The 20,412-nt window shown below is 72.1% G+C and carries 16 protein-coding genes; all 16 read right to left on the reverse strand.

What is annotated here, in order from left to right:
- Nucleotides 1-14: 14 nt before the first annotated feature.
- The 16 genes from K8638_RS15285 to K8638_RS15360 all read right to left on the reverse strand — a co-directional run bounded on the left by K8638_RS15285 (nt 15) and on the right by K8638_RS15360 (nt 20,030).
- Entirely contained in the window at nt 15-1,322 is a 1,308-nt protein-coding gene (locus K8638_RS15285; protein WP_223755255.1) for a hypothetical protein, read from the reverse strand.
- Nucleotides 1,323-1,328: 6 nt separating this feature from the next.
- Nucleotides 1,329-2,993, reverse strand: a complete 1,665-nt coding sequence (locus K8638_RS44880) for a collagen-like protein (RefSeq protein ID WP_223755280.1) — start codon at nt 2,991-2,993, stop codon at nt 1,329-1,331.
- The gene (locus tag K8638_RS15295; protein WP_223755256.1) at nt 2,990-5,761 is read right to left on the reverse strand and encodes a phage tail protein; all 2,772 of its coding nucleotides are present in this window, start codon (nt 5,759-5,761) and stop codon (nt 2,990-2,992) included. The genes K8638_RS44880 and K8638_RS15295 overlap by 4 nt, the downstream gene beginning before the upstream one ends.
- Nucleotides 5,762-8,071: a baseplate J/gp47 family protein gene (locus K8638_RS45200; RefSeq protein ID WP_223755257.1), complete on the reverse strand. Its 2,310-nt coding sequence runs from the start codon at nt 8,069-8,071 to the stop codon at nt 5,762-5,764.
- Between the two features lie 7 nt (nt 8,072-8,078).
- Nucleotides 8,079-8,405, reverse strand: coding sequence for a GPW/gp25 family protein (locus K8638_RS15305; RefSeq protein ID WP_223755258.1), 327 nt, complete (start codon nt 8,403-8,405; stop codon nt 8,079-8,081).
- 70 nt (nt 8,406-8,475) lie between these two features.
- Nucleotides 8,476-10,041, reverse strand: a complete 1,566-nt coding sequence (locus tag K8638_RS15310) for a hypothetical protein (protein WP_223755259.1) — start codon at nt 10,039-10,041, stop codon at nt 8,476-8,478.
- On the reverse strand, nt 10,041-10,760 hold the full coding sequence (locus tag K8638_RS15315) for a phage baseplate assembly protein V (RefSeq protein WP_223755260.1): 720 nt from the start codon (nt 10,758-10,760) through the stop codon (nt 10,041-10,043). Before K8638_RS15315 ends, K8638_RS15310 begins: the two co-directional genes overlap by 1 nt.
- Nucleotides 10,757-11,842 (reverse strand): phage late control D family protein, encoded by a 1,086-nt coding sequence (locus K8638_RS15320; RefSeq protein WP_223755261.1) that lies wholly within the window; start codon nt 11,840-11,842, stop codon nt 10,757-10,759. Before K8638_RS15320 ends, K8638_RS15315 begins: the two co-directional genes overlap by 4 nt.
- Before the next feature lie 18 nt (nt 11,843-11,860).
- The gene (locus K8638_RS15325) at nt 11,861-12,034 is read right to left on the reverse strand and encodes a hypothetical protein (protein ID WP_223755262.1); all 174 of its coding nucleotides are present in this window, start codon (nt 12,032-12,034) and stop codon (nt 11,861-11,863) included.
- A gap of 10 nt (nt 12,035-12,044) precedes the next feature.
- Nucleotides 12,045-12,788 (reverse strand): LysM peptidoglycan-binding domain-containing protein, encoded by a 744-nt coding sequence (locus K8638_RS15330; protein WP_223755263.1) that lies wholly within the window; start codon nt 12,786-12,788, stop codon nt 12,045-12,047.
- A gap of 3 nt (nt 12,789-12,791) precedes the next feature.
- Entirely contained in the window at nt 12,792-13,280 is a 489-nt protein-coding gene (locus K8638_RS15335) for a phage tail protein (protein WP_223755264.1), read from the reverse strand.
- 3 nt (nt 13,281-13,283) lie between these two features.
- Complete coding sequence (locus K8638_RS15340; RefSeq protein WP_223755265.1) at nt 13,284-16,076, reverse strand: hypothetical protein; 2,793 nt, start codon at nt 16,074-16,076, stop codon at nt 13,284-13,286.
- Nucleotide 16,077: 1 nt separating this feature from the next.
- A complete protein-coding gene (locus tag K8638_RS15345) occupies nt 16,078-16,530 on the reverse strand; it encodes a phage tail protein (protein ID WP_223755266.1) in 453 nt (150 codons plus the stop codon).
- 18 nt (nt 16,531-16,548) lie between these two features.
- The gene (locus K8638_RS15350; RefSeq protein ID WP_223755267.1) at nt 16,549-18,513 is read right to left on the reverse strand and encodes a phage tail sheath subtilisin-like domain-containing protein; all 1,965 of its coding nucleotides are present in this window, start codon (nt 18,511-18,513) and stop codon (nt 16,549-16,551) included.
- A gap of 9 nt (nt 18,514-18,522) precedes the next feature.
- Complete coding sequence (locus K8638_RS15355; protein ID WP_223755268.1) at nt 18,523-19,437, reverse strand: hypothetical protein; 915 nt, start codon at nt 19,435-19,437, stop codon at nt 18,523-18,525.
- On the reverse strand, nt 19,434-20,030 hold the full coding sequence (locus K8638_RS15360) for a DUF4255 domain-containing protein (RefSeq protein ID WP_223755269.1): 597 nt from the start codon (nt 20,028-20,030) through the stop codon (nt 19,434-19,436). The genes K8638_RS15355 and K8638_RS15360 overlap by 4 nt, the downstream gene beginning before the upstream one ends.
- Nucleotides 20,031-20,412 lie beyond the last annotated feature (382 nt).

The following is a 20,412-nucleotide window of genomic DNA, read 5'->3' on the forward strand; positions in this document are numbered from 1 at the left end:
CCCGCGCGGGGGCGTCAGGGGCCGGGCTGGTCCGCGCTCGGTCCCAGGGACGCGTAGTGGGCGCCATCCCACTTCGCCGTATCGAAGCGCGGGTCCCCCCAGTAGGGCATGTGCCCCGTGGCGAAGACGAGGTAGGGCTGGGGACGGCGGCTGGCGGTACCCGCGGACACCGCCAGCTGGTTCTCCCGCACCAGGTAGAGCCAGAGCAGCTCCTTGCGGGACAGCTCCATGGGCGGGTAGTCGCGCGCTGCCCGCAGCAGGGGCGCGACGCGGGCGCCCTCGATGGTGATGGGCTTTCGCGCCGGAAGGCCCTCGAAGAACTTCAGGTAGTCGAACCCGCTCGTCCCCGTGAAGCCTCCCAGCGGGAGCACTCCCGCGGAGGGCAGGTACGCGAAGTGGTCCGTGGCCTTCACGCTCGCCAGGGCCAGGCTCTGGACGTGCAGCAGCGCTACCTGCTCCTGGAACTGAAGGAACATGGCCTCGGCCTCGCGCTCGCGCCGCTCGCCGCGTCCCGCCAGCCAGGGCACCGGCGTCCCCACCTGGACGGGGTGCCTCCGCACCGACCACATGTCCACCCAGCGGATGCCCACGCCGTCCCTCCAGTGCAGCACGGCGAGCGGGACGTCACAGGGGGTGAGGAAATGGGGCCGCAGCTTGTCTACCAGTCCGTAGCCATTCTCGGGCTCGGTGAAGGGCCACGTCAGCGCGCCCTCCGGCGTCCCGAAGCACTGGTATGCCACCTTGTTGCGCAGCAACTGGACCTTGGCGCTGGTGTTCTGCAGGTCCGCCTCTGGCACGTCCAGCCGCAGCAGCCGGAAGCGGACGCCCTCCACCAGCCGCCTGGCTTCGCAGCCGGTGCCAGGAAGGCCGCCCAGCCCGCTCGTCGTCGCGCGCCCCTCTCGGCCGTCGGCCTCGGAGATGACCAGCAGGTACACGCCCGTGCCGGACACATAGACGCTGCCCGGGGGCGCGCACGCCCCGAAGTCCCCCGTCCCGCCAGTGGTTGATTCGGTGTTGGCGGCCCCGCGCAAGAGCGACACGGTGACCTCCTGCTTCAGCTCCAGAGGCCGGCCCTCGCGGTTGAGGGCCAGTCCCTTCTTCACGGTGACGGTCGGGTCCGTGTTCGAGCCTCCGCCCGTGACGGCCTCCACCGTCAGGCCGTAGACCACCCCCTCGCCGATGGCGCGGCCCAGCTGCTTCAGTGCCTCCTTGCGCGCCTGCTGCTCCTGCGTGAGGTCCTCGGCCGACAGCAGCCGGCCGTTGAAGAAGTTCGTCGAACGGATGCCGTCGTCGAGGAATGCGGTGTCCAGGTCGATGCGCATGGCGCGTCACCCCTCCAGGAAGTACTGGCTGACCTCGATGACGAACCGGAGCAGCCGGAGGATCTCCAGATTGAGGGGCTCCGCATCCCGGATGCTCCAGACGCGGAGGCGGAAGTGGTCCCCATGGAACCCGCCGAAGCTGACGACGAGCGGCATGTCGGGGAACTCGCCATGGAACTCCGGCATCGCCTTGACGATGTACTGGTACTTGTCCGGGTCCTCCGCGTAGTTGTCGAAGGAGAAGCCCACCTCCCCGTGGTCGATGAAGACGCACTTCAGGTTGTTGAACGTGTCGCCGAAAGCCTGGCCCGGGTCCGCCAGGACGATGCCCGCGGCGACGATGAAGTACTGGGGGAGCCCGGGCGGTTTCAGCACCACGTCGACGACCGTCTCACCCGGCTCGCCCTGGGGCCCCTGCGGTCCCATCGGGCCCTGGGGGCCGGTGGGGCCCTGCGGGCCGGTGGGCCCCTGAGGGCCGGTGGGCCCCTGAGGGCCGGTGGGCCCCTGCGGCCCCGCCGGCCCCTGCGGCCCGGTCGCACCCGTCGCGCCCACGGGCCCCGCCGGTCCCGCCGGCCCTTGAGGTCCCGGCGGGCCCATCGGGCCAGCGGGGCCGGCCGCGCCGCCACCGCCGCCGGCCGCCAGGTCCACCAGCAGCAGCTCCTGGAGCATCCGCAGGTGGAGCAGGTAGGGGCGCTCCTCCTCGAGGATGCGGATGGCATTGGCGGCGTCGCTCACCTGCCAATCGCCGCCCACGCCGGACTTCACCAGCGCCACCTCGACCTCGGCCAGCATCACGCAGTCGCCATCACCCGTGGGCTCGGGCGTGACGGGCGCGGTGCACCCATGCGCCTCGCCCAGCCAGTTGGGGCGCCACAGCGCGCGCAGCTCGGTGACCCACAGCCGCAGCGCGGCGCGCAGGTACTGCTCCATGTACTCCGTGTAGATGATGAGCGGCCCGGGAGGAGACGCGTCGAGCATCGCGTCCAGCGGGCTGTTGAGCGGAGAGGGCGGAGACAGCGGTGAGGACGGCGGCGAGCGCGTCACCACGGCGTTGCGCACCGCCTGGAGGAAGTCCTCCAGGGAAATGGAGCTGGCCGGGTCGCTCCCCGGTTGGATGTGGTCCTTCAGCCAGCGCACGAAGTCGCGGACGGCGTCCTCTTCCGGTTGGGCGGGACGGGACAGGCGCAGCTCCAGCCGGAAGTCGTCCGTGACGCGCGAGGGCGCCATGGAGTCATCCTCACTGCGGCACGGCTCGCCCGGCACGGGCACCATGTCCGTGAGGCACTCGCGGTAGCAGAGCACCACCCACAAGCGCAGCAGCTGCGACACGGACACGTGGGTGTCCACGCCCCCGCGGTTGGCCTTCAGCCAGTCGTTGAGGGACGCGCACTGGGCGGGCGTCACGCGCACCAGGTGCCCGCGTGGGGTGAGCGCCACGCCCGGCGACACCCGCACCTCCGGGCCTCGCGAGCCCGTGCCCGGGGTGATGGCCAGGCCCCAGGCGGTGCCGTAGCCGAGCAAATCCCTCGCGAGCCATCTGTCCCGCTCGGACAGGTAGGCGAACTCCTGGGTGAAGTCGTCCACCCCCAGCACCATTCCCAGCACGTAGTTGACGTGCTTGGTGGGGTCGGCGGCCGCGCGCGGTACTGCCGTGGAAGTGAAGGTGCTCATTGGATGTCGCTCCCGTGACTCTCTCGGCGCCCGAGCGCGTCCCGTCCCAGGATGTGCCGGTCCATGGCGTCCTGTGGGGGCCTCGGGGCCAGATGGCTTTCCGCCAGGTACTCGCGTCCGAGCTGCATGGCGGGCATCAGCTCGGGGGCACGGCTGCCCAGGTCAATCAAGGTGTCCACGCCGAGGCGTGCCTCGCCGACGCGGAACATGGCCCAGTAGAACTTCACGTCGAACACGGTGTGGGCCGGCTTCTCCACCGCCACCACCCGCATCGCCTGCTCCAGCCGCGCGCGCTGCTCCTGCGCGGCACTCCCCGACGGCACCGGCAACACCACCGTGAAGCGGTGGGCCGCGGCGCGCACCGGCATCACCACCGTCTCGAAGTGGTACCAGTCCGACTGCGCCGGGCCGTCCGCCGGCAGCGTCACCGGCAGCGCGGCCTGCGTGAAGTCCGTCAGCGAGGACACGTGCGCCGCGTTGAGCGCTTCCACGTTGCGGTAGCGCCGGGACAGGAAGTCCCGCCACACCGGCGTGTCCGCCGTGGTGGCCGCGGGGAGGAAGCCCAGCGCCTCCTGGCACACGGAGCGCCAGACCGCGGAGACCTGCGCGTCGGAGGGCTCGCGCAGGGGGAAGCTCTCCGGCAGGGCCGTCACGCCCGCGTCCTGCAACGCCTTCCGGTAGCGGTCCACGAGCCGCGCCCGTCCCTGGGACGGCTCCCAGCGTGCCGTCGTGGGGGTGGCCAGGGTGTGGATGCCCCCTGTTTCCGGAAGCTCCGGCGGAGCGATGAAGGGCAGGCGCGCGGAGCGGAAGCGCTCGACGATGCGGTAGCGCGAGCGCGTCGGGTCCGTCTCCTCGGTGAAGATGGAGTCGTCCGGGCACTCGTCCAGGGCCACGCGCAGGGCCATGCGCAGCCCGCGCGGGGTGCCGCGCCACTGGAAGAAGTCCAGGGTGTGGCGCAGGAAGAGCCGCCGCCGCGTCTCGTCCCAGGCCGGGTCCATCGTCACGCCGAACCAGGACGACAGCCACTCCAGGGCCTCGGGGGGCGCGCTCCGGGCGTCGAACAGCACCTGTGCCGCCGCGATGCGGTCCTCCGTGGAGGTGAACAGGCCCTCCACGTTGGCGAGGAACCGGTCCAGGAAGCTCGACGACTCCGCGTCCTGCCGGTACAGGCCGGGCAGGTACTGGGCCAGGTACGAGAAGCGCGGGTACCAGGCGCGCAGGGCATGGATGCGCGGCGTGGTGGCGCCGCCGCCGTGCAGCGTCAACTCCACCTGCGCGTAGCGGCCCTTCGCGCGCTGGAAGAGGACCTCGAAGGTGCCGCGGTGCTCGCCCTTCGCGCCGGCCACGAAGGGCAGCTCGGAGCCGCCGCCGCGCTTGTAGAGCGTGGGCTCCTCGCTGAAGGGAGCGGCCTCCAGGTCCTCGCGCTCGTTGGCCGCGCGGCTGCGCACGGTGACGCGGGCGCCGGGAGGGATGGACGCGTCCAGCAGCAACCGGTGCCACACGCAGTCCGGGGTGCGGCCGTCGAGCACGGGCGTGCGCAGGGTGGCCTCGTGCACGTAACGGGGCCGGCGCTGCGGCACCAGGGGCACGAAGGTGTCGGCGAAGTCGTAGAACGCTCCGCCTCCCGCCGCGATGAGCGCCTTGCCGCCGAACAGCCGCAGCGGCAGGTACTCCGGCTGGGGCACGGCGGAGAGCGAGCCGTCCTGGCCCGCGTGCAGGTCGAAGGCGAAGACCTGGTTGCCGTCGCGTCCCACCACCAGCACCCTGTGGGGCGTCTCCTCCGTCCCGGGCACCAGCGCCATGTCGTGCGCCACCAGCACGTAGCTGAAGGCCGGGCCTGTGCCCTGGAGGATGCCTTCCACCTCCAGTGGCACCGGCGCGCCCTCGCCCTGCCCGTCGCGGTACACGAGGAGGAAGCTGCCGGCCTCGCCGCGGTCCAGCACCAGCACGCGGCCGTCCGGCAGCACCTCCACGGAGATGGGGTCTCCGGCGGACAGCGGGGTGGACGCATCCAGCGTCACCGGCTCCGGGAACAGCACGGCGGGCACGCGCCGCTGCGCGCTGCCATCCGCGGGCTGGAATGCCTCCACCACCTCCTCGGACAGCACGGACTCGCCGCCGGTGCGCACCACGCGCAGCTCCGCGTCCAGGCGCCACAGGCGGCGGTTCTGCCGGTCCAGCACCACCGCGCCCCCGTCCGGGGTGGCCGCCATGTCCCACGGCGCGAAGGGCACGCCCGCGGGCCACGTGTGCCGCACCGGAGGGCCTCCGGAGTGCAGGTCGAACACCAGCAGTCCGGGGGACGGCGCCAGCGTGCCCACGACGAGGTAGTGGTGCGCGGTGATGACCAGCCCGCCGAGCGGGAGGGGCGCGGGCGCGGAGGGGGGCACGGCCGGCCCGAAGCCGCCGTGGGTGGGCGCGGGCGCCACGGCGGGAGCCACGGGCCAGAAGGCGCTGGTCTGCCGCGAGCCGCTGGACAGCACCTTCACGGTGAGCCCGTCGCGGTCAATCCAGTAGAAGTTGCCGTAGCGGTCCCTCGCGGCGCCGCGCCGGTCCTCCAGCTTCGGTGGCACGTCGCGGGGCGCGGCGAGGAAGCGGAACAGCTCCGCGCGCAGGGACACCTCCGCGCGGAGGGCGTCCCAGGCGATGTCCGCGCCGGTGCCGGACGCGTCGGCCCAGGCCTCGGAGAGGAGCCGCCCCCCGGAGGAGCAGCGGCCCCAGTCGTCGCGGCCGAGCAGCAGGTGGAAGCGGGTGCCGTTGGCGTCCATCTATCGGCACTCCTCCGGGACGACGGGCACGGAGACGAAGGGCCGCTGCGCGCCGGTGGCCACCGGGCCGGTGCCGCGCAGCTCGTCCAGCGACGGCGGGTCCCCCACGGCCACGGCGATGCCGGCCAGCCGGGGGAGCTGCAGGCCCGTCAGCGGCACCTGGTCCTGCGCCGTGCCCGTGGCCAGCCCCAGCCGCACCCCGCGCACCAGCGCCACGCCGGCCACGCGGCTGGCCACCGCGGCCAGCTCCAGGGCCACCACCGCCTTGCGCAGCGGCCAGCCCCGCTGCGCCACGGTGGCCTGCGGCGCGCCCGCCAGCGACACCGTCGGCTCCAGCAGCTCCGCGCCCTCGGGGGGCAGGGGAGACAGGAAGGCCGTCAGCGCCGCCTTCACCGCCTCGCGCACCTGGGCCTGGGACACGCCGGCCACCACCTCCAGGCCCACCGTCACCCAGACGGGCTTGTACTGGGGGCGGCGCACGAAGATTTCGGTGGTCACCAGCCGCCGGGGCGCCAGCCAGCAGGCGATGGCGTCCAGGAAGGCGTCGGCGCCCTGCGTCTCCGCCGGGTCCGGCTCGAAGCGAGGAATGGCCATCACCGTCACCGCGCCCGGCGCGTCCCCGGGCTCGTTGGGCGACAGCGCGGGGTGGAAGGCGGGCAGCACCTCCACCCGGCCCACGGCCACGCCGGGCGTGCGCAGGGTGAGTGCCTCGAAGTCCTGCGTCGTCACCAGCCTGTCCCGGTGCTGGAGGAAGCGGGAAATCTGCCGCTCTCCCTCGCGCACGCCCTCCGCGTCCGCGCCGCCCCACGTGGGCAGCGGGTTCTCCACCTGGATTCCCGGCGGCAGCGCCGGGCCGCTCGTCACCGTGCCCGGGCCCACGTTGCCGGCGCGCCCCACGCCGTGGTCGTAGTCCACGCGCAGGGTGGCGCCGGGAGGCGGCCGGGCGCCATGGGCACCGTCACCGAAGCGCAGCTCTCCGGCCTCCGCGTCCAGCCGGAACACCTTCACCCGCGTGTTGCCCGTCGCGGGTGTGCCCGGCGGCAGGCGGGGGTCCGCCACCGCGACTTCCGGGCCCGCGCTCATCAGGTCGTCAATCTCCTCCCAGGTCTCGCTGGTGCCGTTGACGGTGACGGTCAGCTTCACGGTGCCCGGCAGCACGGGCGCGCGCGCCAGCTTCGCCACCTGGTCCGGCTCGCCGGTGCCCGCGGGCAGCAGCTCGCCCGTGACGCGCTCGCGCTGGGACACCGGCGCGGCGTTGATGCCCGCCCACAGCAGCTTCACCGAGACGGGCGCGGAGGAGGTGATGCGCAGCCAGGTGATGACGCGCGCGTCCAGCTCCTCGTCGTCCAGCGCGGGAGGGAAGTCGCGGGTGCCCGCCTCCAGCGGGTCCATGTTCGTCCACAGCTCCAGCTCCGCGACGCTGGAGGGCAGGGGGACGTCCACCACCACCGGCTCGGCGGGCACCTCCGCGGTGGCCAGGGTGCGCCAGCTCGCGTTGCGCTCCGCGGCGGTCTCCGGGAGCTTCCCCTCCGCCGGCAGCTTCGGGAGCTGGAACTGGAGCACCGCCGAGCCCTCCGGCCGTACCTGCCCGTTGGGTACCAGGTTCCTCCCGCCCGTGTCCCCGGCGGGGGCCAGTCCCACGGTCAGCACCTTCCCCTTCAGCTCCTCGCGGGCGCGCTTCAGCGCGTCCGGCAGCTTCCGGTCCGCGGGCCGCAGCAGCAGCGCCACCCACAGCGCGCGGTCCAGCGTCTGGGTGTTCAGGTCCAGCGGCTCGGTGCCGCGAGGGGAGAAGGGCGTCGTCTCGTAGAACTGGAGGTCGCTCGGCGCCGCGGGGGGCGGCATCGTCGCGGTGAAGGAGGCGTACAGCTCCTGGTAGTACTCCCGCACGCGCGTCTCGGGCGCCACGCTCCGCTTGTAGTAGAGGGCGGCCTCCACCGGCAGGACGTCCAGCCCGCGCTCGGTACGGAAGGGCACCTGGCCGGCGCGTACCTCCACGCCGTCGGTGAGCGTGAGGGTCTGCGGCGGGCCGCCGCGCTCGTTGCGGAAGGCCACCAGGCCCTTCGCGGAGGACGCCGGCAGCAGCGGCACGCCCAGCAGCTGGAGGAACTTGAGCCGGTTGCGCTCCGGAATCTGGTTGGCGCGGTACAGCAGGCTCTCCGTCAGGAAGGCGAAGAGCTCCAGCAGGGTGACGCCCGGGTCGGCCTTGTTGAAGTTGGTCCACTCGGGGTTGTGGACGGGGATGCGCGCCAGCGCCTCGTCCAGCAGTTGCTGGTACTTGCGGTCGTCGATGAAGGGCAGGGTGAGTGGCACGGTGGGGTTACCCCGCGAGGGTGATGTTCAGGCTGAGCCGCTCGCGCGCCCCGGTGGCGACGAGCTTGTAGGTAAGGGTCGCCGTGGCGGCCCGGGCATCCTGCGGGTCCGCGTCCACGCTCACCGACTCCACCGCGATGCGCGGCTCCCACCGCGCCAGGGCGCGGGTAATCCGCTCGGCGATCTGCTGCCGCGTGGTGACGGTGTTCGGCTCGAAGAGGAAGCGAGACAGTCCCGCGCCGAACTCCGGCAGCAGGATGCGCTCGCGCTGCTCCGTGGCGAGGATGACCTGGATGGACTCGCGCACGTTGCGCTCGCCCTCGGACCACTGCACGCGGCCGTCGGGGCCTACGCGGGGAGGGAAGCTGATGCCTCGGCCTATGAGCTTTCCGGCGTCCATGGACTCACCCCACCCGTGGCTTCGGCAGGCAGATCTTCAGGAAGGGCATCCACCAGAAGATGATGTTGAGCAGTGCGAGGAAGATCATCAGGACGATGAACGCGCACAGCGTGATGATGGGAATGGAGAACATGCACAGCTCTCCCAGGTCGAAGCTCAGGCCGTCATCGAGCTCGCCCTTCATCGTCTTCTCGAGGCCCGCCACGCGGGACATCTGCTTGCGCAGCCCCTTGGACAGCGTGAAGCCGACGTTCTTCTTGAACTTGCGCAGCCCGCGGATGCTGGTGTCCACGGGCAGCTCGATGCGCACCGGCCGCCCGGGCGCGTCCGGGTCGAAGAACGGGGCCAGCGTGAAGGCCTTCGAGCGGGCACTCACCAGCGGCGGGCAGAGCGCGCCGCAGTGGGGCTTGAGGTACACGCAGCGCAGCACGTAGCGCGCGATGCCCGGCTCCTCCAGCCTGGGCACGGGCTCCGGCTCGGAGGGCAGGGAGTAGGTGCCCGCGACCGCCGCGGCCTCGATGTCCCGGCGCAGGTCCGCGACGGACACCTCCGTGCACCTGCGCAGGTTGTAGTTCAGCCCTCCCGTGCCCCCGTTGAGGATGGCCACCCGCTGCAGCCACGCCTTGCGCAGCGCCTGCTGCCAGGTGTCGCCCGAGCTCCCCTCGACGCGGTGGTTGCCGGTCAGCAGGTCGTACAGCGCGCGGGTGGGGGAGCCCACCGCGGGCGCGGGCCCCGGCGTGTCCTTGTTGAGCACGCTCCACAGCGTGGGCAGCCGCTCCTCCAGCAGGGTGGCGAAGTCCACCAGCAAGAAGCGCGTCGCCTCCTTCTGCACCTCCACCGCTTCGGCCGTGTCCTTCTTCCAGGCCAGGAGCTGCTCATACGGGACGAGGACCTGCGCCTCGGCCTCGGCGGCAATCATCTTCTCCGGGTCCAGGTCCGTGCCGGGGGGAGGCTCGAAGGCCTCGGCGGACTCGAAGGTGTCGCGGCTGGACGTGGGCACCAGCCCCACCAGCATGCGCCGGCGCTTGCCGTCCGCCGTGAAGTTCACCGGGAAGAGCGGCAGCAGCTCCTCGCCCTTCGCCAGCGTCCCCGCGTCCGCGGCCTCCAGCGTCTTCCAGATGCGGCGCTTGCCCGTCGAGTCGCCCGGGTCGGGCACCCACGCGCCCTCCTTGCCGCCGCCCAGGTCGCGGCGCAGCACGAAGGCGGCCTTCTCGCCCTTGGCGGTGTCCACCACGTGGTCGGGCATGCCGGGCAGGCGGCACACCAGGCTGGACGCCACCAGGTAGAAGCGCCCGTGCGCCGGCTGGTACAGCTTCGGCGGGGTGTTGACCACGTCGTCCGCGGGCTCACCGGGCATGCGCTCGCGGTGGCTCTTGAACTGGGTGACGAGCAGGGACGTCAGGTCCGGCCGCGGCGCCGCCGCCAGCCGCTCGGCCAGCTCCTCCATGAAGCGGTCCGAGTCGAACTCGAGGATGCCGGGCGCCTGGATGCGCGCGAGCTTGTCGACTCCCGGCCCCCACAGGGGCGAGGCCGCCACCCACTGGACGGGATGTGCGAGCGTCGTGGCCATCACCAGACGTTCCCCGCGCCCGGCGTGTACGACGAGCTGACGACGCTGTTGGTGATGACGGTGTCCGCCTGCACCACGCCGCTGAACTTGGACATGCCCGCGTTGACGGTGAGCATGCCGGCGGAGACCTCCGCGGTGCTGGCGTTGATGGTGACCTTCGCCGCGGCAGTCACTGTGATGCCGCTGGCCTCCATCTTCAGGGAGTTGCCGTTGCTGTCCTGGGCCTCGATGGAGCCGGGCCCGTCCTTGAGCGTCACCTTCTGGCCGGCGGGCGTCTCCAGGGTGAGCGTCTCCTGGCCGTCCGTGTCGTCGAGGGTAATCACCACGCCGTTGCGAGAGCGGAGCACCTTCTTCGCGTTGCGCCCCGCGCCGTCCATGCTCTCCGGCGGAGCGTCCTTCCCGTTCCACAGCGCGCCCACCACGTAGGGCCGCCGCGCGTCTCCGGCCTCGAAGCCCACCAGCACCTCGTCGTCCACGTCGGGCACGAACCAGGAGCCGCGGTTGTTGCCGCCCATTAGCGTGGCCAGCCGGGCCCACGCCTCGTAGCGCCCGCCGCCCGCCGCGTCCGCGGCCCACGGCAGCGCCACCTTCACCCGGCCCTGGTTGTCCGGGTCCTTGATGTCCGTCACCCGCGCCGGGTACAGGCCGTAGAAGCGGCCGCCCAGTCCTCCCGGCACGCGCTCGTCCGCCACCATCTCCCACGCCGAGCCGTCCATCATGACGCCCTCCCCAGGCCAACCCGCTCCGCGATGAACTCCGTGCGCAGGCCGCGCGCGCCGTCGAACAGGTGCTTCACCTCGGCCAGGTGGTACTTGCCGCTGAACAGCGGCCCCAGCCCCGTCAGCTCCACGCGGGCGCCCACGCGCAGGCGCGCGTCCGTCTGCGCCGTGCCGCGCCCCACCACGAAGCGCCGGGCCATCTGCCGGAACAGTCCCTCCGCCCGGGCCTGGGCCTCCTGGCTGCCCAGCGGCACGGTGTGGACCACGGCCTCCTTGCGCTCGGCCAGCTTGGAGGACAGCAGGCTCGCGCCGCTCTCGTCGCCGTCCAGCTCCGCGCCCAGCACGGACGGGCCGGCCTCGTGGCTCACCGCGTCCTTGTCCTGCACGCTCCAGCCGCTCACCGTCACCGAGGAGCGCTGGTTCGCCAGGTCCGCCAGCACGGTGAAGGCCATCAGCTCGTTGCCGCGTCCCAGCTTCGGCGCCTCGCCGGTGGCGCGGGCCCCGCGCTTCTTCGCCTTCAGCGTGCGCCCCTCCACCCACAGCTCCACGTCCACCGCGCGGCAGCGCTCGCGCAGGAAGGCCAGGTCGCTCTGGTTCACCTGCGCCAGCACCTTGTGCGTGGGCCCCTGGACGTCCACCTCCGCCGTCAGGCCGTGCTTGCTGGCCACCTGCCGCAGCACGTCCGCGTCGCTGACGTCCGCGTACGTGGCCGTCCGCCGCGTCATGCGCAAATCCTGGAGCCGGTCCTCCGCCAGCACCGTCAGCGTGGGCGGCGCGCTCTCCGGGTAGTCCGCTTCCAGCCCGGTGATGCGGCCTTCGAAGAGGACGTCGGCAGTGCCCAGCCGCACCTCGAAGGCCTTGCCGAAGTCCAGCAGCGCGCGGTCGAAGTAGAGGAAGCCCGTCTCGCCCTCCTTGGGGCCCCAGTTGCCGAAGGTGGCCTCGCACCGGTACAGCCCCTGGGCCGTCTCCACGATGGACAGCTCCATCAGGCCGCTGGCGAGCGTGGCCTGTTCCTGCCCGTCCACGCGCAGGGTGGGGCGGGCGACGCGGAGCCTGGTGTCGGTGCTGTTTCCGTCGGCCATGGTTCAGGGTCTTCCGGCTCAGTGCGCGCGCACGCGCTCCATCCGCTGACGGTGACGGCCCAGGCTTCGCTCCAGGTCCTGCGCACGCTGGACGCCGGACGCGGAGGGCTGCTCCTCGCCCTTGGCGCCAGCAGGCGCGGCGGCCGGCGGCGGCTCGCTCACCACTTCCATCTCGTTGATGACCACGGCCATGTGCGCGCCCCTATCGCCTCACGCCAACGTTGAGTCCCGCCTGCAGGTCCACCAGCTGTCCCGGGGCGAGCCGCCGCGGGTTCTCGATTCCGTTCGCGGAGGCAATGGCCTGCCAGTTGCCGCCCTTGCCCTGGTTCGCGGCCAGTCCCTGCATCGTCGAGCCCGCCGGAGCGGGCGTCATCGGCGCGGTGCCCGCGGGCTTGCCGCTGGGGCTGGTGCTCGCGCCCGCGGGAGGCTTCGCGGTGGGCTCGAAGACGAACTTGTCGATTTTCTGCTGCGACAGGGTGAAGGACACGCTGGCGCGCAGGGGCAGGCCCTCCGCGGAGAACAGCTCCAGCGACTCCTCCATCGACTCCATGATTCCGTCGAAGCGGAAGCTGCCCCACAGGAAGCGCACGGCGGGCGGGATGAACTTGTCGCCCTCCTTCTTCGGGGTGATGAAGAAGGCCACCTTCTCCGTGAGCTTGCGCACGTCGTCGACGGCGCCCGTCGCCCCCTCCGGCTGGCCCGTCACGTCGAACCAGAGCTGCACGGCCAGCTTGGTGGTGCCGGCGCCCACGAACTGCTGCGCGGGCGTGCCGCGCTGGTCTCCTCCGCCGGAGGGCTGCTGCACCTGGTTGGCGTAGGAGACCTTCAGCGTCTCCGGGTTGAACTGCACCTCGGTGGACGTCTTGTCCTCGTCGATGGGGTGCTCGAAGTTCGAGTCGAGCTGGATGAGCTTCGCCTTGGCAAGCGGCGTGGCGTCGTCGGACATGGGCTAGGCGCCTCCCCCGGACACGGGCTTGCGCGTCAGTGACTCGTAGGCAATCTGTAGTTCCTCAATCGCCACCATGCCGTCCTTGGCGTTGAGCGGCGGCGCCTTGAGCTTCACGGGCAGGCAGCGGGACAGGACGAAGCGGGCGCGCTCCTTCTGCTCGGGGCCCGGGGCGAACACCACCACCTCGGCGCTGGCGCGCAGCCGGGGGCGCGTGCGGATGACCTCGAACCACTTCCACAGGTCATCGCTGGCCGTCATGCCCCGCTTCAGCGTGAGCTGCCCGTAGCTCAGCGGGCCCGCGAGGCGTATCTGCCGCCCGTTGTTGCCGCCCTCGCGGATGGTCTTCACGTCCATCGTCATCTCCAGGCCGTCGCACTCGGAGAAGGCCGCGCTGCACGCCTTGGGGCTGACGTCCGGGATGTCGATTTCCACCGCGAAGGCGAACGCGGTGAACGGGGCGATGACCGTTTCGTCCTGTTGCGTGGCCATGGACTAGCGAGCCTCCGTGACGAGCCCGCGGTCGCCGCTCTGCACGAGCCGCACGTTGAGGAAGGTGAGTGGCTGGGAGGGCGCCACCCGAAGGTCGACGAAGAAGCGCCCCAGCTCCACTTGCGCCGGGGTGTTGAGCTCTGCTCCCGTCACCACCTGGAACGCGCCCTCGCGCGTCTTCCCGGCGAAGGCGCCCCGGACGAAGAGCTCTCCCAGCAGTGTCTCGAAGCCGCGCTGCACGCGCCGCCGGAAGCTGGCGTCGTTGGGCTCGAAGACATACGTGGCGCCCAGGCGCAGGGCCGCGCGCCGCAGCAGCGCCAGCAGGCGCCGCACGTGGATGGGGCGCAGCTCCGGGTCCGTGGACAGCGTGTCCGCGGACAGCGTGAGGAAGGCCCGGGGCTCCTGGCGCACCACGTTCACCTGCGCTTCCTGGAGGTCCAGCCACCGCTCGGAGCTCATCGCCGGGTCCAGCGCCACCACGCCGTCCCAGCGCTCGTTGGCGGGGGCCACCCACGCCCCGCGCTCCAGCGCCCGCCGCGCCAGCACGCCGCACGCGGTGCCGTCCGGAGGCATGCGCCGGGGCGCGCCGGAGCGGCCCTCCTCGGAGACGAAGGTCCACGGGTGGTAGAGGGCGCCGTGGGAGAGGGCCGCCTCCTCGATGAGGCCCAGCGGCGGCACGCCGTCCTCCTCCGCGCCCAGCGGGGACTGGAGCGCCGCCGCGTGGGCCATGGCGTCCTCCTCCCGGTAGTGCTCGGGCAGCGACAGCACGGCCAGCAGGTCTCCGCGTGCGCAGGACATCCGCATCAGCGCGCGCTGCACGGCCAGCAGCGGCCCCACGTCGTACTGGGACTCGGGCGCCAGGTGCCACCGCGCCGGTGGCGCCACCGTGACGGCCACTCCCGGAGCCCACGGACCGGTGACGCCCCCGCTCTCGGCGCGGACCCGGTAGTAGCGCGTGCCGGCCGTGCGTCCGTAGAGCGTGCGGGTGGTTCGCGGCCCCCGGTACAGCTCGGCCGCGTCGCGGAAGTCCGGCTCCGTGGCCTCTTCCAGGACGTACGCGACGTCCGTCCCCGGCACCTCCGCCCAGGTCAGGGTGAAGGACTGCCCGGAGGACGGCGCGTCCGGCTGCGCCACCAGCGGCTCGGGCGCGGGTGGGGGCCGGAAGGCGCAGTCGAGGAACGAGCCCCAGGCCGGCTCCGGGAGCGGCTCGCCCGGCTCTGGAGGCGGGACGTCGGGACGTCCCACGAGCACCCACGGCCGGTGCACCGCGTCCGGCACCGCCACCAGGGTGGCGTCCAGCCGGTCCAGCACCGCGTGGATGCCCTGGAGGGAGCGCGGCTGGCTGCTCTGGTAGCGGAGGAAGTCCGCCTGGGCCATCAGCGCCTCCGTGCCAACGGACTTCACGCCCGCGTCCAGGAAGAGGTCCGCGCCGAAGACGGCCAGGCCGTCGCGCTCCAGCGAGTCCCCCGCCGGAGGTGTGCAGCCCACGTACGCGGTGGGCTGGTCCGTCAGTCCCAGCGGCAGGGAGAACAGCTCGCCCGCCGGGCCGGGGCCCGCCAGCGGGAAGCGGGCGGCGGGGACGCCCTGGCGCCAGTCCTGTGGCAGCCGCTCCTCCGGCAGCCGCGCGGGGAGCGTCTCCTCGTCCTCGTGCCGGGCCCGCTCCACGTCGGTGGGCAGCGCGGCCCAGTGGCGCGGGTGCGCCGGGCAGAAGCCCAGCCGCTCCAGCTGCGCCGGCGGCTCTTCGCCCCGCCGCGTCCACAGGCTCAGCGTCAGCCGCTCGCACCACGCGGGCGCGGAGGCCACGTCCATGGGAGCGCTGGTCATCACCCGCGTTGCTACGCCGGACACCTGCACCGCGCCCGTCTCTCCCTGCCCCAGCGTCACGGACTCCACCTGGAGCCAGAGCTCGCCGGTGGACGCGTCCACGATGCGCAGCACCGTGCCGGGCGAGGGGGCCTCCTCGGGCGTCAGGTTCAGGGTGAGCGTGAGCACGCGCGGCGTCACACCCGGCCCCGGGTCCGTCATCGCGGTGACGTCCAGGGACACCTCGTCCCCCTCGCCCCGCGTCCAGGAAACGAAGGGCGTGGTGTCGACGGGCGCAGCGTCCGTCTGCATCCACCGCGCGTGGGGCGAGCGCACGAGCGCCGTCACCCGCCGGGACGCCGGGCCGGACCCCACCGGCGCCGTCTCCCGCGCCACGGGCTCCGCGGACTCCACGGGCACCAGCAGCGAGCAGCCGGTGCCGTCGAAGCTCACGCGCAGCAGGTCGCCCACGGCCACGCCGCCGGGCGCGGTCACCCGCAACTCCGCGCCCGCGCCGCCCGCGCTGTTCCAGTCCACCAGGTCCACCGGCTCGCGGTGGAGGGAGGCGGCCACCTTCGCCGCGTCCGACCAGCTCCCCTCCGAGCGGGCCCGCGCCAGCGCCGCGAACACCGCTCCGCCCTCCGAGCACCGCAGCAGGCCCGGCACCGGGAAGGTGTTGGTGCGAGCGCCACTGCCCGCCACGCGCACCACCCAGCAGCGCCGGCCGCCGTTGCGGAAGAAGGCGCGCACGGCGGACTCCAGGTGCGCGTGCACCGGCTCGCCCCGCTCGGCGTCCCAGGCCAGCAGGGGCGCCGCGCCGAACACCGCCTCGAAGTCCGCCACGTCCTCCACCGCCACCGGCACGTGCAGCGGGCCGGAGGCGGCGAAGCCGACGAACGCGGCCACGTCCATCCGAGGCAGCGCGTCCGCCACGGGCGGCGCCTGCATCTCGAAGCGGAGGCCGGGGAGGCGTCTGGCGGCGGGGCGGCTCACGTCACTCCATCTCCAGGCGCTCGTAGGCGATGGTCAGCTCTTCGATGGCCACGTCGGTGCCCTTCGCGTTGAAGGGGCCGGACACGTGCTTGATGATGCGCGCGCGCAACAGCTTCCACGTCTGCACCACCGCGGTGTGGTCCTCGTTCTGGAGCTGGATGGTGACGGTGCGCAGCGCGTTGGCGTCGCCGTTGCGGAGCTGATCCAACCACTTGTAGAGGCTGAGCGAGCCAATCACCCCGCGCTTCATGGTGACGTCCGTGGCCTTGTTCAGGCCGGTAATCTTGCGGACGCTGTTCTCCTTCTCGTTGCCGTTGCGGTACTCCGCGACGGTGACCTCCATGCCCACGTTGGAGATTTCCTGGAAGCCGGCGTCAGGGCCCTCGGTGGTGCCGGTGCCCAGGTCGACCAGGAAGTTGAACTGCACATAGGGACGATCTCGAAAGACGGCCATGGGTGCTCTCCAGGAGGGTTACTTCCGGTCGCCGGTCCACTGGCCGATGCGGAAGATGACGAACTCGGCCGGGCGCAGCGGCGCCACGCCGATGAGGCAGACCAGCCGACCGTTATCCAGGTCGTTCTGGCTCATGGTGCTGCGGTCGCACTTCACGAAGTACGCCTTCTCCGGCTTGTCGCCGAGCAGCGCGCCCGACTGCCACTCGTTGAGGAGGAAGTCTTCAATCGTCCGCCGCACGTTGGCCCAGAGTTGCTCGCCGTTCGGCTCGAACACGGCCCACTGGGTGCCCTTGTCGATGGAGCGCTCCAGGTAGGCGAAGTAGCGGCGCAGGTTGACGTACTTCCACTCGGGGTCGGACGACGTGGTGCGCGCGCCCCACAGCCGGTTGCCGCGGCCCTCGAAGAAGCGGAAGGCGTTGATGCCCTCGGGGTTGAGCACCTCCTGCTGCGCCTTGCTGAGGTTCGCCTCGAAGCCCAGCGCCAGGTTGACCACCTCGTTGGCGGGGGCCTTGTAGACGGCGCGGTTGACGTCGTTGCGCGCGTAGATGCCGGCCACGAAGCCGCTGGGAGGCAGGAAGATGGGCTGGCGCGTGACGGGGTCCAGCACCTTCACCCACGGGTAGTAGAGCGCCGCGTGGCTGGAGTCGATCTTCGCGCGCAGAGCGCGCACCTGGGCAATCGTCTGGCCATTGCCGCTGTCCAGCACGGCGATGCGGTACTTCATCCGCTGCGCGTGGGAGATGAGCAGGTTGATGATGGTGGCGGAGCTCGCCCCGTAGCCGTTCTCGTAGCCGAACGTGGAGCCCGGCGCGGCGACGATGGAGATGTCCTCCAGGTCCTCGAACTGGAGCAGGCCCGTCTTCCGGGTGGTGTTGGGGATGCCCTGGCCCTGGTAGTCGTCCGCCACCGGGCGCATGCCGTCGCTGCCGCCCTTGAGCAGCACCTCCAGCGAGCGCTCCGCCTCCGTCGAGTCCGGGTCCTCCAGCGCCATGTCCAGCGGCGGGCTGGCGGGCGGGCTGGCGAGGCTGGCCGCCAGGAAGGCGCCAATCACCGCCACGCCGTGGGTGAGCCCCTGCGTGTCCACGATGATGGGCATTTCCCGGTTGCGCGCCGTGTCGTTGGTGTCGTGCTTGAATCGCGCGGTCAGCGAGTCCTCCGCCCCGGCGCGGGTGTGCTTCGGGTCCAGCGCCAGCCCGTCCCACGTCTGCGCGGAGGCGGGGTCGTCCGTGGGAATCACCGTCACCGCCACGGTGATGACGCGAATCTCGATGCCCTGCCCGGCGGGGAGCGTGGACAGGAACACCGGCGAGCTCGGGCCCTGGGTGAACTTCCAGTCATTGGCGTCCTGGTCCCACTCCGCCAGGTAGATTTCGCCGGCGCCCATGGGGCTGGAGAGGGGGGACGTGATGTCCTTCATCAGCACCACGTCGCGCTCCAGCAGCGCGCCCACGCGCGGCGTGCCGTTCTCGAAGGAGAGGACGTTCTGCCCCACCCGGAGCGTGAAGCGCACGCGCAGGTTGCCGGCCAGCCCGGGGTAGCGCGCGGCCAGGACCAGCGTCTGCGTCTTGTCCGCCGCGTTCGGCTCCAGCAGCGCGCGGGCGTGGCCGTCATTGAAGGGAGCGGAGGCGGGCGAGGCGCTCACCAGGCTGATGGTGCTGTCCAGGCCGGTGTAGGTCTTGTCATCCGGCCGGCGGTAGGTGCGGCTCACGTAGAGGCGCTTGCCGCCCTCCTCGAAGAAGGCGCGCACGGCGTGCCACGTGTAGTTGTGGAGGATGGTGCCGGAGGGGTACTGGAGCTGGCGCCGGTTGCCGTAGACGCGCTCGAACTCCACCACGCTGGTGACGAGCTCCGGCTCCAGGTCCACGGGCCCGTAGCGTGTGGGGCCGATGAAGCCGGTGGTGGTCGTGCTCACGCCCTCGATGGACTTGGCACGGAAGCTGGTCTCCTCGATGAATACGCCAGGGGCAAGATATTCGGGCATCGGTCTTTCCTAGGGCGTTGAACCCGTGGGGGTGATCCACAGCCTGGGGTGGGGCGGGGCCTGCGGGTCGGGACGGCGGGTCCGCAGGACGAGCTCCTGGCCGTAGCGCAGCGTTGACTCGAGCAGCGCCAGCGGGCCGCCCGAGTCGACCGTCCACACCCCCGCCGGGGGCTGGGACAGCGTGAGGCACACGTCCGGCAGCTCCGGCACGGGCGTGCGGCGGGTGTAGTGGACGCGAATCTGCAGCGCCCACGTCTGCTCCAGCAGGGGAGGCCCCGCTGGGAAGCTGAAGTCCGGCGAGAAGTCGAGGGGCCTGGGGTACTGGAAGAAGAGGGCGAGCCGGCCCTTCTCGTCCGCCACGCCGCGCACGGTGACGCCTCCCGGGTCCGTGGCCTCCACCAGGGCCCACGCCGCCGGGGCGTCCTCGTCCACGTCCCACAGCTCGGCGCGCAGCACGGCCAGGGGCACGGCGGCCTGGCGCGAGGGCGCGGAGAAGAGCGGCACGGAGGGCCCGTCGTCGTTGGGAGACAGGGGAGACAGCGGAGACGGCGGCGAGGACACGCAGTCCGGAGCGAACAGCTTCCGGTGGGGCAGCTCGGCGCGGAAGGCGCACGGCAGGAAGCGGCCCAGCGTGTCCCGTACCTCCACGGTGTAGGGCCGCTGGCCGGCGTGGGTGGCCCACCACGCGTCATCTCCGGCGTGCTCGTCCCCGAACTCGAGGTCTCGCAGGCCGGGCAGGTCCATGAGGACGTGGATGCCGGAGCGGTTGAGCACGGATTGGCGGCGGGCGGCGGGCAGTCCCTCGGGGAAGGCGCTGACCTGGAGGCCGTCACCGATGAAGGTGCCGGTGGCCTCGTCCACGAAGCGCAGGCCCAGCGGGGCCACGCGAGACAGGCGCTCCATGACGTGGACGGGAGGCCTCATCGCTCGGTGAGCCTCCCCGGCTCGAGGACCCGCGTCTGCACGCGGCCGGCCTCTTCATCGGAGATGGCGGATTCGATGACCACCATCCGCGCGACGTAGGTGGCGGACACCTGGATGTTGGGCTCGCCGGGCTTCCAGATGTTGAGCATGTCCTGGATGGACAGGGGCTCGAAGACGAGCGTCACCGTCTCATCGGGGAGGAAGGTGTCGGCCTCCGGGGTGCCGTAGTGGTTGAGGAAGCTGGCGGTGAGGGTGGGCGTGTCCTCCAGCAGCCGCATGGCCCAGCCGAGGAGCCGGTGCTGCATGGCGGGTGTCTTCGCCCACGGCGTGAGGAGGTAATAGAGGTCGAGCGGCAGGGGCCTGCGAGTGCGTCGCCCCTGCGAGTCCACGCGGCCCGGGAGGTTGCGGCGGGTGGTGCTGGGGGTGACGCGGTAGAGGAAGAGGGAGATGCCCTCCTCGAAGGGGGGCGTCTTGAAGTCAGAGGCCAGGAAGAGGCGGAACTTCGCGCCCTCGAATTCCGGCTTCGGACAGGACTGCTCCAGGAGGGCGACGAGCCCCTGTCCCACCGCGGAAATCGCCGCGTACGTCGCCACCAGAAGCGTCCCCCTGGGCCAGGCCGGGCCCATGGCCACCCACACCCCATTGGTGCGTTGGAACCGTCGGTGGGCAGACAGCAACACGCGTGCCCGCACACTTTGGCGTGCGTGACTCAGTGATCCCGCACACTTGAAGGGAGCGCCCGGGGCGCAGGTATGGGGGAGGGTGGACGAAAAGCTCCACCCTCCGGGGCAACCCCCGGCAATCCCTGATCAAAGGGGGTGGACAGAAACATCCACCTCGCCCCGCGGCCCCGCGGCGGCCGTGTGGGCTGGAAACTTCTAGCGGATCGCAGGCTCCGCCACGGCTCGTGGTGGGGTCACGTCTCCATCACCCGTGACGGCTGGCCAGACGGCGCGAGGCGCCGTGGGCGGACGC

The sequence above is a fragment of the Myxococcus sp. RHSTA-1-4 genome (assembly GCF_020037125.1).
Classification (GTDB): Bacteria; Myxococcota; Myxococcia; order Myxococcales; family Myxococcaceae; genus Myxococcus.